A 12053-nucleotide genomic window follows, 5' to 3' on the forward strand; every position below is an offset into this window, starting at 1 on the left:
CATCACCCGACGCATGCTGGTCGGGGCCAGCGCCCTCTCGGTGCTGGCCATCCTCAGCATCGTTGGCTATTTGCTGGTCAGGGAGTACCGCAACACCGAGCAAGACGCTGCACGCGCTGCGCTGAACATTGTGCAACTGATCAGCCGGGATATTCGCAACACGCTCTCGATCTACGACACCTCCCTGAGCAACCTGATCAACTTGATGCAAAGCCAGGCATTGGCCCCTCTTTCGCCACAGACTCAAAAGTCGGTGCTCTTCGACAGGGCTATTGAGGCGCCCTCCAACGCCGGGTTCTTTGTACTCGATGCCGAAGGCAAACTGATTGCCAGCTCTCGCCCTCCGGTGGCCTCGCTGGACGACGCCCGCCAGCAGCCCTGGTTCAAGGTCCACCTCACTGCAAAAAATGATGAGCTCTACATCAGTCGCCCCCTGCTTGTCAGCGAGAGCCCCAATGACTGGAACCTGATTTTGAGCCGTAGAATTACAGCCCCCGACGGGCGTTTTGGCGGCGTTGCCGTCGCCCAGATGAAAATAAGCTACTTTCAGAATCTGTTTCGCGGGCTGGACCTTGGACCGACAGGAAACATCAGCCTGATCAGCACGGACGGTATCCTGCTGAGCCAGTCTCCGGCGGCGACCAAGTTTTACACCGGCCAGGACCTGAGCCAGTCGCCAACCTTTCTGCGCTTTCTCACCGAACGCTACGGCAGCTTTACCGCCATGTCCGGTGCCTACAACCTGAAACGCCTGTACAACTTCGCGCAGGTCAACGAACTGCCCATGGTGGTCGTGGTTGCCTTGTCGACCGAGCACATTTTCAGTAACTGGCAGCACACGGCCCTGTTGATCGGCAGCGCCACCCTGCTGCTCTGCATGGGCCTGCTATGGCTCACCTGGCTCCTGGTCCGCGAACTGCGCCTGCGCCAACGCGCCGAGCTGGAGCTTGCAACCCTGGCCTCCACCGACCCGCTTACCGGGCTGGCCAATCGGCGCATGCTGGACAAAACACTGGATATGGAATGGCGACGGGCGCAACGCACGGGCGCGCCGCTGTCACTGATCATGATTGATATCGATCATTTCAAGGCCTTCAACGACAGCTATGGTCATCAGGCCGGTGATGAAGCCTTGCGCCAGGTCGCACAGGCAATCAAGGCCCACGTGCGCCGCCCCGCCGATCTGGCTGCCCGCTATGGCGGCGAGGAATTTGCCGTTGTCCTGACCGAGACCGACGCCGCGGGTACTCGCCTGCTGGCTGAAAAGATTCGCAGCGCGGTGGAGCACATGGAGCCTGCCAACCTGGCAACCCACAAGCTCACTGTCAGCCTGGGTGCCTGCACCCGCTACGCAAAACCGGGTGACGCTCAGGACCAACTGATCAGCACTGCCGATAAAGCCCTCTATCAAGCCAAGAAGCGCGGCAGAAACCGGGTCATGGATATCAATGAAACCGGGCTCAATGCCCTGAAGCCTAAAACCACGGAATAACACCGGTACACGACGTAATCGCAACCAAAAAAAAGGCCACCCGAGGGTGGCCTTCAAAAACTAGAGAAAGAAGTTTTACTTAAACTGCCGCAACCGGACGCATGTACGAGATCGGTGCAGTGCTGGCATCTTCAAAGGTCACGACTTCCCACGCATCGGTCTGCTCAAGCAGCTTGCGAATCAGCTGGTTGTTCAGTGCATGGCCAGACTTGAAGCCCTTGAATTCACCGATCAGGCTGTTGCCCAACAGGTAAAGGTCGCCAATGGCGTCGAGGATCTTGTGCTTCACGAATTCGTCTTCATAGCGAAGGCCGTCTTCGTTCAGTACACCATCCGCGTCGACCACGATCGCGTTTTCTACGCTACCGCCGAGTGCGAGGTTGTGCTTGCGCAGGTACTCGATGTCACTCATGAAACCAAAGGTACGTGCGCGGCTGACTTCTTTTACAAACGAAGTACTTGAGAAATCCACGGTTGCACTTTGGGTGCGGTTACGGAAAACCGGGTGATCGAAATCGATCTCGAAGCTCACCTTGAACCCTTCGAAAGGGACGAAAGTGGCGCGCTTGTCGCCATCTTCCACTGTCACTTCACGCAGGATACGGATGAACTTCTTCGGCGCGTCCTGTTCTTCCAGGCCGGCAGATTGAATCAGAAACACGAAAGGCCCGGCGCTACCGTCCATAATCGGGACTTCAGACGCGGAGAGTTCGACGTAGGCGTTATCGATCCCCAGGCCAGCCATGGCCGAGAGCAAGTGCTCTACCGTGTCTACTTTTACATCGCCGTTGACCAACGTGGTCGACATCGTCGTCTCGCCGACGTTTTCCGCGCGCGCAGGGATCTGCACAACAGGGTCAAGGTCTGCACGACAAAACACGATGCCGGTATCCACAGGCGCAGGCTTGAGGGTCAGGTAGACCTTCTCACCGGAGTGCAGGCCGACACCTGTGGCACGGATAATATTTTTCAGGGTGCGTTGTTTAATCATGGCATTGGCCGCTTCAGCGCAAATTGCGAACTGGTATCAACAAAGGCTGGCGATAATAGCAGACCGAGCCTTTGCTGAACACCAATCACCTTAATAGCCCTGATTGATTTCATTAATCAGCCTGTCGACGCAGGAAAGCCGGGATGTCCAGGTAATCCAGATCGTCTTGAGGATTGAGCTTGGCAGCGGTCGTCGCGCCTTGCTGTGCCTGGTTACGCATCACGGTCGGACGGTCCAGGTCACGGTAGTTGACCACCGGCTGTTCCTGACGCTCGGTACGCGCTTCCTGACGAGCAGGTGCGTTGTGTGCCGCAGAAGCTGCGTACGAGGCTTGAACGCTGTTGTCGATGACCTTGACCGGCTTCTCGATTTTTGCGCCCAGACCGGTAGCAACCACGGTCACATGCAGTTCGTCGCGCATGTCCGGATCGATAACGGTACCGACCTTCACCATCGCGTGCTCGGAAGCAAAGGCTTCGATGATGCTACCCACGTCGGAGTACTCACCCAGGGACAGGTCAGGACCGGCGGTGATGTTGACCAGGATGCCGCGAGCGCCTTCCAGGTTTACGTCTTCAAGCAACGGGTTGCGGATAGCCGCTTCGGTCGCTTCACGTGCACGGTTCGGACCGCTGGCGCAGCCAGTGCCCATCATTGCCATGCCCATTTCGCTCATCACGGTACGCACGTCGGCAAAGTCGACGTTGATCATGCCCGGACGCTTGATGATGTCGGAGATACCGCGCACGGCACCGGCCAACACGTCATCGGCCTTGGCGAAAGCCGACAGCAGGCTTGCGTCCTTGCCCAGGATGGTGAGCAGTTTTTCGTTCGGAATCGTGATCAACGAATCGACGCTTTCGGACAGTAGACGAATACCTTCGTCAGCGATCTGCATGCGCTTGCGACCTTCGAACGGGAACGGACGAGTCACCACCGCAACGGTGAGAATGCCCATTTCCTTGGCCACTTCGGCAATGATCGGCGCAGCACCGGTACCGGTACCACCGCCCATGCCCGTGGTGATGAACACCATGTTGGTGCCCTGCAACACTTCAGCGATGCGCTCACGGTCTTCCAGAGCGGCCTGACGACCGACCTCCGGATTCGCGCCGGCACCCAGGCCCTTGGTCACGCCAGTGCCCAGTTGCAGGATGGTACGAGCGCCAATGCTTTTCAGCGCTTGCGCGTCAGTGTTGGCGCAGATGAATTCCACGCCTTCGATGTTGCTCTTAACCATATGGTTAACAGCATTGCCACCGCCACCACCAACACCGATAACCTTGATTACCGGGCTTTGCGGGATGTTGTCTACGAGTTCGAACATGGTCCCTCTCCTTTCAGTTCTCTAGTTTTTTTCGCCTACTTCTACCGCTTTGAATCTTTTTACAGCTCAAGCTTTAAAAGTTGCCCTGCACCCAGCGCTTCAGGCGCTCAAGCACAGGGGCTTTTTGTTCGTCACTGCTGTAGTTGTCGCGGTTGCTGATACCCGATATGGAAATACCGTCTGACTGCTTTTGCAGTCCGTACAGCAACAAGCCCACAGCGGTGGAGTAAATCGGATTGCGCACAACGTCGGTCAAGCCCTTGAAGCTGTGCGGCACGCCCAGGCGAACCGGCATGTGGAAGATCTCTTCGGCCAGTTCGACCGCGCCTTCCATCTTTGAAGTACCACCGGTCAAAACGATGCCTGCAGGGATCAGGTCTTCGTAGCCGCTGCGACGCAGCTCCGCCTGGATCAGGGTGAACAGTTCGTCGTAACGCGGTTCGACCACCTCGGCCAACGCCTGACGCGACAGCTCGCGCGGTGGACGATCGCCTACGCTCGGCACCTTGATGGTTTCGCCGGCGCCAGCCAGCTTGGCCAGTGCACAGGCGTAACGAATCTTGATTTCTTCGGCATATTGGGTCGGTGTACGCAGCGCCATCGCGATGTCGTTGGTCACCTGATCACCCGCAATCGGGATCACTGCCGTGTGGCGAATCGCGCCTTCGGTGAAGATCGCGATGTCGGTGGTGCCGCCACCGATATCGACCAGGCAAACGCCCAGTTCTTTTTCGTCATCGGTCAGCACCGAGTAAGCCGACGCCAGTTGCTCGAGGATGATGTCGTCCACCTCAAGGCCACAGCGGCGCACGCATTTCTCGATGTTCTGTGCAGCATTCACGGCGCACGTCACTACGTGAACCTTGGCTTCCAGACGCACGCCCGACATGCCCAGTGGCTCACGAACGCCTTCCTGGTTGTCGATCACGTAGTCCTGCGCCAGGGTATGCAGCACGCGCTGGTCAGCCGGAATCGCGACGGCCTGGGCAGCGTCGAGTACGCGTTCAAGGTCGGCCGAGCTGACTTCGCGATCCCGAATCGCCACGATGCCGTGGGAGTTCAGGCTGCGGATGTGGTTGCCGGCAACGCCGACAAACGCCGAGTGAATCCGGCAACCGGCCATCAGCTGCGCTTCTTCGATGGCGCGCTGGATCGATTGCACGGTGGACTCGATGTTCACCACCACGCCTTTCTTCAGGCCCCGGGACGGATGCGTGCCAATACCGACGATCTCGATAACGCCGTCTTCACCGACCTCGCCCACCAGCGCAACCACCTTGGAGGTGCCGATATCGAGGCCGACGATCATTTTTCCGCTTTGCACATTTGCCATGGGTCCTGCCTCTTCTTAATTCTTCGCGACAGCGGGTTGGGCTATCGTGGGTGCCACAGGTTCCCGCCAGCCGACGGCCAATCCGTTGGCATAACGCAAATCGATGCGCGCTATGTTTGTAATCTGTTCTTTCAGCGTTTTTTCATAGATGGCTATGAAGCGACGCATTTTTTCTACCAGATGATCGCGCCCCAACAGCAACTCGATCCCTGGCCCTGCACTGCCGGCTCCGGTGGTCAGGAACCAGCTACCGCGCTCACGCAATTCCAGCCGGGCAATTGAAAAACCCATCGGACGCAGCATCTGGCTCAACACCTGATACTGCTGCATCACTTGCTGCTGAGCCCGTTGTGGGCCAAACAGCTGCGGCAAATGCTCATAGTTGGCCAGCTCACGCGGGGTGAACGCCTGGCCCTGGTTGTTGAGCAGTGCTTCATCACCCCAGCGGGCGACCGGCAGTTGCTCTTCAAGGCGAATCACCACCTGGTCGGGCCATACACGACGAACTTCGGCGTGGGCGATCCAGGGCATTTGCTCAAGCTCGGTGCGCATGCCTGCCAGGTCTACTGTGAAGAAGCTCGCCGCCACATACGGAGCGATACGCTGCTGCACGGCTTGCTGGCTGATGTAAGTCAAATCACCCTGCACGTTGACATTGGTGATCGGCCGATCTGCATACGGCATCAAACGCTGTGCACCTTCGTAGGTGCCATAACCCAGAGCCACCAGCAGTACCGGCCAGAACAAGGCTTTCAAAAAGCCAAAATTGGCTTTTGGCAAACGCACCGACATCGGCTCTTTCGCCACCATCCGGCTGGCGCCACGCGGCACCGGCTTGCGGCCGGGAGCAGGTGGTTGATGACGAAGCGATGCACCTTGCATGGACTTAACCCCGCGCCTCTAAGCTTGCCGCCAGAATCGACAGCACCAACTGTTGAAAATCCAGACCCGCCGCCTTGGCCGCCATCGGCACCAGGCTGTGATCGGTCATGCCCGGCGCGGTGTTGACTTCCAGCAGCCAGAACTGGCCTGCGGTGTCCTGCATCACGTCCAGGCGGCCCCAACCGGCAATGCCGATCGCCTCGCAGGCTTTCGCCGTGAGGTCCATGAGCTCTTGTTCCTTGGCACTGTCGAGGCCGCACGGGATTCGATACTGGGTATCGTTGGCCACGTACTTGGCGTCGTAGTCGTAAAAGGTGTGCGGCGTACCCAGGGCAATAGGAGGCAACACCTGGTCACGCAGGGTGGCGATGGTGAACTCCGGACCCGAGATCCATTGTTCAACCAACACTTGCGAGTCGTACTTGCTGGCATCGGCCCAGGCGACGATCAACTCGTCAACATTATTCACCTTGGCCATACCGATACTTGAACCTTCATGTGCCGGTTTGACGATCAAAGGGAAGCTCAGTTCCTTGGCTGCACAAATACAGTCGGCTTCGCTGCTCAACACGGCGTGACGCGGCGTTGGAATACCCAGGCTGTGCCACACCTGCTTGGTACGCAGCTTGTCCATGGCCAGGGCCGACGCGAGGATGCCACTGCCGGTATAGGGGATGCCCAGGCACTCCAGCAGGCCTTGCATGCTGCCGTCTTCACCGCCACGACCGTGAAGGATGATGAACGCACGGTCGATCTTTTCGTGGGTGATGCGGGTGATGAAGTCATCGCCCACATCGATACCGAAGGCATCCACACCGGCGCTTTGCAGCGCACCCAGTACGGCATTGCCCGATTTCAACGAGACTTCACGCTCAGCGCTTTTGCCGCCGAACAGCACCGCCACGCGGCCAAAATCGGCAGGGGCAATGGTCGAGAACAGGTTGGCGTAGGCAGCAGTCATTTCAACTTTCCTTCACTGGTAGCAACAACAGCACCGGCGAACAGCGGGCTCTTGATAAGTTGCGGTGCCAGACGGCCGATATCGCCTGCCCCTTGGCACAACAGGATGTCGCCGGCGCGCAGCAGCGGCTTGACGATCGGCGCCAGCTCAACGCCGCGCTCGATGTAGATCGGGTCCAACTGACCGCGCTGGCGGATGCTGTGGCACAGCTGGCGGCTGTCAGCGCCCGGAATCGGCTCTTCGCCGGCCGGGTAGACTTCCATCAACAGCAATACGTTGGCATCGGCCAGCACCTGGACGAAATCGTCGTACAGGTCACGGGTACGGCTGAAACGGTGCGGCTGGTAAACCATCACCAGACGGCGCTCCGGCCAGCCACCGCGTACGGCCTTGATGACCGCTGCGACTTCCGTCGGGTGATGACCGTAATCATCGACCAGCATCACGCTGCCGCCTTCAACAGGCAGCTCGCCGTACACCTGGAAGCGACGACCCACACCCTCAAAACCCGACAAGCCCTGAACGATGGCTTCATCGCTGATGCCTTCATCGCTGGCAATGCAGATGGTTGCCAGGGCATTGAGTACGTTGTGGTTACCCGGCATGTTCACCGACACGTCCAGCGGCTCGCGGTCCGGGCGCAGCACAGTGAAGAACGTCTGCATGCCTTGCTGGCGAACATTGATCGCGCGCACGTCAGCCGCTTCACTGAAGCCGTAGGTGACGGTCGGACGCTTGACCAGCGGCAGGATTTCACGCACCACCGGATCGTCCAGGCACAGCACGGCCAAACCGTAGAACGGCAGGTTGTGCAGGAACTCTACGAAGGTCTTCTTCAGCTTGTTGAAGTCACCTTCATAGGTCGCCATGTGGTCGGCGTCGATGTTGGTGACCACTGCAACCATTGGTTGCAGGTGCAGGAAGCTGGCATCGCTCTCGTCAGCTTCGGCAATCAGGTAACGGCTGGTGCCCAGCTGTGCATTGGTGCCAGCTGCATTCAGGCGACCACCGATCACGAACGTCGGGTCCAGGCCACCGGCCGCGAACACCGAAGCCAGCAGGCTGGTCGTGGTGGTTTTACCGTGTGTACCGGCAACGGCGATGCCGTGGCGATAGCGCATCAGCTCAGCCAGCATCTCGGCCCGAGGCACTACCGGAATACGGCGCTCCAGGGCAGTCGCGACCTCAGGGTTGGAGGTATTAACGGCACTCGACACCACCAGCACATCGGCGTTGGCGGCGTTTTCGGCGCGGTGACCGATAAAAATTTGCGCACCGAACGACTCAAGACGCTCGGTCACAGGTGATGCATTCAAGTCCGAACCCGACACGTCATAACCCAGGTTCAGCAACACCTCGGCAATGCCGCACATGCCCACACCGCCGATACCGACAAAGTGGATACGACGGATGCGACGCATCTCGGGTTGTGGCATAGCTTTTTGATTCTCAACCATTGGCCACCTCCAGGCAGATATCTACAACGTTGCGGGTCGCATCAGGTTTGGCCAGGCGGCGGGCATTGGCCGCCATGCTGTTCAGTCGTTCCGGTTGCATCAAAACCTCTGTCAGGCGTGCAGCCAGTTCGGCTGCGCCAGTTGTCGCTTGCGGCATCAGGAAGGCTGCGCCCTCGCGTGCCAAAAAGTCGGCATTACGGCTCTGATGGTCGTCAATCGCGTGGGGCAAAGGCACCAGCAGCGAAGGCAGACCGGCCGCAGCCAGTTCACTGACGGTCAGCGCGCCTGCGCGACAAACCACCAGGTCGGCCCAGCCATAGGCATGGGCCATGTCTTTGATAAAAGGCTGCACATCAGCCTCGACACCGACCGCGGTGTAGCGCTCGGCTGTAATCTGGTCATGCTGTTTGCCTGCCTGATGAAACACGTCAGGACGAACGTCAGCCGGCAGCCTGGCCAAGGCTTCAGGCAACAATTTGTTCAGCGGTTCAGCGCCCAGGCTGCCACCCAGCACCAGCAGGCGCGTCTTGCGCCCTTCCAGTGCGGCCCGTGGCGCAAGGGTGAACAGTTCAGGACGTACCGGGTTGCCGGTGGTACGCAGTTTGTCGCAGGCCGCGAAGGTTTCAGGGAAGGCTTCGCACACGCGACGGGTCATGGGCACAAGCAGACGATTGGCCGTGCCGGCTACCGCGTTCTGCTCGTGAATGATCACCGGCACACCGCAGATTTTGGCTGCCAGACCGCCAGGTCCGGTCACGTAGCCACCAAAGCCCAGCACACACACCGGCTTGAGCTGGCGAATGATCTTGCGCGCCTGAAACAGCGCATTGAGCAGCACAAAGGGCGCTTTGATCAGCGACAGTTTGCTCTTGCCCCGCAAGCCCGCGACATTGATCAGGTGCAGTTTGAAACCAGCAGGTTCAACCAGTTCGTTCTCGATGCCACGGGGAGTACCGAGCCAGTGCACGGTGTAGCCCCGAGCTTCGAACTCGCGGGCGCAGGCCAGCGCCGGGAACACGTGGCCGCCGGTGCCGCCCGCCATGATCAGCACATTAGCGCCCATGGGTCGGCTCCTCATCGAAGTCGCTTTCTTTGAAATCGGTCTCTTCGCTACCCAGGTGGGTTCGACTCTCCCACTCGATGCGCAGCAACAAGCCCATGCACACACAGCAAATCACCAGCGAGCTGCCGCCATAACTGAGGAATGGCAGGGTCAGACCCTTGGTGGGCAGCAAACCGACGTTTACCCCGATATTGATCAGGAACTGGCCGATCCACAGGAACGACAAGCCGTACGCCATATAGGCCGCGAAATACTGTTTGGCGCGCTCGGCCCACAAGCCGATGTACATGCCGCGAACACAGACGAATACAAACAGGCCAACGGTCAGCAACGAGCCGACTACGCCCAGTTCTTCAGCCAGCACCGAGAACACAAAGTCGGTGTGCGCTTCAGGCAGGTAGAACTGTTTTTGCACGCTGTTACCCAAACCGACGCCAAGCCACTCCCCGCGACCGAACGCGATCAGTGCCTGGGTCAGTTGGTAGCCGGAACCGAACTGGTCGGACCACGGGTCGGTGAACGTGATCAAGCGCGCCATCCGGTAAGGCTGCGCCTGGACCAGAACAAACACCGCACCCACCGCCAGCGCCACCATCAGGGCGAAGCGGAACAGGCCGACACCACCCAGGAACAACATGGCAGCCGCCGCGCCCATCATTACAACCGTGGCACCGAAGTCCGGCTCCATGAGCAGCAGGCCAGCCATAGGCAGTAAAACAATGAAAGGCTTGAAGAAGCCCATCCAGCTCTCGCGAACTTCTTTCTGCTGGCGCACCAGGTAGCCCGCGAGGTAGATCACCACGAAAACCTTGGCGATTTCGGAAGGCTGCACGTTAAAGAAGCTGAACCCGATCCAGCGCATGGAGCCGTTCACTTCACGCCCGATACCTGGAATAAGCACCATCACCAGCAAGCCAAACGCACCGATCAGCAACAACCAGCCCAGGCGTTGCCAGGTCGCAATCGGCACCATCATGGTCATGATGCACGCGCCCAGACCGAGGACGATGTAAAACAGGTGGCGGATCATGTGGTACAGCGTGTTGCCCGACTGCAAGGCGGCAACTTCGGACGACGCCGAAGTAATCATCACCAGCCCAAGGCCGAGCAGGGTCAGGCAACCGGCCAGCAACGGAAAGTCGAGATCGATGCCACGGCCCGTGATCAGCGGCGAAGGATAAGGCTTGAGGATGCCGAAAATCATGCCAGCACCTCCACGGCACGGGCAAACAAATGGCCGCGCTCTTCATAGTTCTTGAACATGTCAAAACTGGCGCAGGCAGGCGACAGCAGTACCGCATCGCCAGGCTGGGCCAGCGCACGGCTTTGCTCGATCGCTTCGTCGAGGGAACTGACCCGAACTTGTGGCACCGAATCGCCCACCGCCTCTGCGATCAAGTCGGCATCACGGCCCATCAGCACGACGGCACGGCAGTACTTGGCGACCGAATCACGCAGGCCGCTGAAGTCGGCACCCTTGCCGTCACCGCCAGCGATCAGGATCAGCTTGCCGTCCATGTCCATGCCCAAGCCATCGATGGCAGCCAGTGCTGCACCGACGTTGGTGGCCTTGGAGTCGTTGTAGTAGCTCACGCCATCGAGCTCGCGTATCCACTGGCAGCGGTGTTCAAGGCCGGTAAAATTGCGCAGGCTTTCCAGCATGGCATCGAACGGCAAGCCCACGGCGTGACCCAGTGCCAATGCCGCGAGTGCATTGGCCTGATTGTGAGCGCCACGCACCTTCAGTTCGCGAACCGGCATCAGGTTCTGAAATTCAAAGGCGAGGTATTTTTCGCCGTTTTCTTCACGCAGGCCAAAAGCCTTGAAATCCGGCGCACTGAGGCCGAAGGTCCAGCACGGCTGACCTTCACTCATCAGTGGGCGCGTCAACGCATCCTGACGATTGACCACCACTTGCCTGGCACCACGAAAAATCCGGTGCTTGGCCAGGTGATAGGCAGGCAGGCCGCTGTAGCGGTCCATGTGGTCTTCGCTGACGTTGAGCACGGTGGCCACTTCAGCGCCCAGCTGGTTGGTGGTTTCCAGCTGGAAGCTCGACAGCTCCATCACGTATAGCTCGATGTCATCGCTCAGAAGATCCAGGGCCGGCGTGCCGAGGTTGCCACCGACCGCCACGCGCTTGCCGGCTGCTGCAGCCATCTCACCGACCAGCGTGGTCACTGTACTTTTGGCGTTGGAGCCACTGATTGCAACGATAGGCGCCTTTGCGTTACGCGCGAACAGGTCGATGTCACCCGACAGTTTCACGCCACGGGCCGCCGCTGCCTGCAGGGCCGGGGTCGCCAGTGCCAGGCCGGGACTCACGTAAAGCTCGTCGGCACGGCACAGGAATTCGACATCCAGTTCGCCACAACGCACTTCCACTTGCGGGTAGTCACGGCGCAGCGTGGCCAGCTCCGGTGGATTTTCCCGCGTGTCTGCCACGGCAAACGACACGCCCCGCTGCGCTAGAAAGCGCACCAGGGACATGCCGCTCTTGCCGAGGCCGACAACGATGCGGAAGTGGTCAGAAGCGATCAGAGACAC

10 protein-coding genes are annotated in these 12053 nt (G+C 59.3%); 1 reads left to right on the forward strand and 9 read right to left on the reverse strand.

The window, feature by feature from the left end:
- Positions 1-13: 13 nt before the first annotated feature.
- The gene (locus KO536_RS01965; protein WP_219260908.1) at positions 14-1492 is read left to right on the forward strand and encodes a sensor domain-containing diguanylate cyclase; all 1479 of its coding nucleotides are present in this window, start codon (positions 14-16) and stop codon (positions 1490-1492) included.
- Between the two features lie 79 nt (positions 1493-1571).
- Here KO536_RS01965 and lpxC read toward each other — a convergent pair whose 3' ends face one another.
- From lpxC to murD, 9 genes are all read right to left on the reverse strand, one after another.
- A complete protein-coding gene (gene lpxC / locus KO536_RS01970) occupies positions 1572-2483 on the reverse strand; it encodes a UDP-3-O-acyl-N-acetylglucosamine deacetylase (RefSeq protein ID WP_019823785.1) in 912 nt (303 codons plus the stop codon).
- A gap of 112 nt (positions 2484-2595) precedes the next feature.
- On the reverse strand, positions 2596-3810 hold the full coding sequence (gene ftsZ, locus KO536_RS01975; RefSeq protein ID WP_019823786.1) for a cell division protein FtsZ: 1215 nt from the start codon (positions 3808-3810) through the stop codon (positions 2596-2598).
- Between the two features lie 73 nt (positions 3811-3883).
- Complete coding sequence (ftsA, locus tag KO536_RS01980; RefSeq protein WP_133078926.1) at positions 3884-5143, reverse strand: cell division protein FtsA; 1260 nt, start codon at positions 5141-5143, stop codon at positions 3884-3886.
- Positions 5144-5158: 15 nt separating this feature from the next.
- Positions 5159-6025, reverse strand: a complete 867-nt coding sequence (locus tag KO536_RS01985; protein WP_019823789.1) for a cell division protein FtsQ/DivIB — start codon at positions 6023-6025, stop codon at positions 5159-5161.
- Positions 6026-6029: 4 nt separating this feature from the next.
- Positions 6030-6986: a D-alanine--D-alanine ligase gene (locus KO536_RS01990; RefSeq protein WP_133078925.1), complete on the reverse strand. Its 957-nt coding sequence runs from the start codon at positions 6984-6986 to the stop codon at positions 6030-6032.
- On the reverse strand, positions 6983-8443 hold the full coding sequence (gene murC / locus KO536_RS01995) for a UDP-N-acetylmuramate--L-alanine ligase (protein ID WP_133078924.1): 1461 nt from the start codon (positions 8441-8443) through the stop codon (positions 6983-6985). Before murC ends, KO536_RS01990 begins: the two co-directional genes overlap by 4 nt.
- On the reverse strand, positions 8436-9506 hold the full coding sequence (gene murG, locus KO536_RS02000; RefSeq protein WP_219260909.1) for an undecaprenyldiphospho-muramoylpentapeptide beta-N-acetylglucosaminyltransferase: 1071 nt from the start codon (positions 9504-9506) through the stop codon (positions 8436-8438). Before murG ends, murC begins: the two co-directional genes overlap by 8 nt.
- Complete coding sequence (ftsW, locus tag KO536_RS02005; RefSeq protein ID WP_133078922.1) at positions 9496-10710, reverse strand: putative lipid II flippase FtsW; 1215 nt, start codon at positions 10708-10710, stop codon at positions 9496-9498. Before ftsW ends, murG begins: the two co-directional genes overlap by 11 nt.
- On the reverse strand, positions 10707-12053 hold the full coding sequence (gene murD, locus KO536_RS02010) for a UDP-N-acetylmuramoyl-L-alanine--D-glutamate ligase (RefSeq protein ID WP_219260910.1): 1347 nt from the start codon (positions 12051-12053) through the stop codon (positions 10707-10709). The genes ftsW and murD overlap by 4 nt, the downstream gene beginning before the upstream one ends.

The organism is Pseudomonas sp. NKUCC02_KPG, assembly GCF_019345465.1.
Taxonomy (GTDB): Bacteria; Pseudomonadota; Gammaproteobacteria; order Pseudomonadales; family Pseudomonadaceae; genus Aquipseudomonas.

Bases quoted from the DNA above. Each gene is read 5' to 3' on its own strand.
- KO536_RS01965 (WP_219260908.1), top strand. From the start codon at position 14: ATGCTGGTCGGGGCCAGCGCCCTCTCGGTGCTGGCCATCCTCAGCATC.
- lpxC (WP_019823785.1), bottom strand. From the start codon at position 2,483: ATGATTAAACAACGCACCCTGAAAAATATTATCCGTGCCACAGGTGTC.
- ftsZ (WP_019823786.1), bottom strand. From the start codon at position 3,810: ATGTTCGAACTCGTAGACAACATCCCGCAAAGCCCGGTAATCAAGGTT.
- ftsA (WP_133078926.1), bottom strand. From the start codon at position 5,143: ATGGCAAATGTGCAAAGCGGAAAAATGATCGTCGGCCTCGATATCGGC.
- KO536_RS01985 (WP_019823789.1), bottom strand. From the start codon at position 6,025: ATGCAAGGTGCATCGCTTCGTCATCAACCACCTGCTCCCGGCCGCAAG.
- KO536_RS01990 (WP_133078925.1), bottom strand. From the start codon at position 6,986: ATGACTGCTGCCTACGCCAACCTGTTCTCGACCATTGCCCCTGCCGAT.
- murC (WP_133078924.1), bottom strand. From the start codon at position 8,443: ATGGTTGAGAATCAAAAAGCTATGCCACAACCCGAGATGCGTCGCATC.
- murG (WP_219260909.1), bottom strand. From the start codon at position 9,506: ATGGGCGCTAATGTGCTGATCATGGCGGGCGGCACCGGCGGCCACGTG.
- ftsW (WP_133078922.1), bottom strand. From the start codon at position 10,710: ATGATTTTCGGCATCCTCAAGCCTTATCCTTCGCCGCTGATCACGGGC.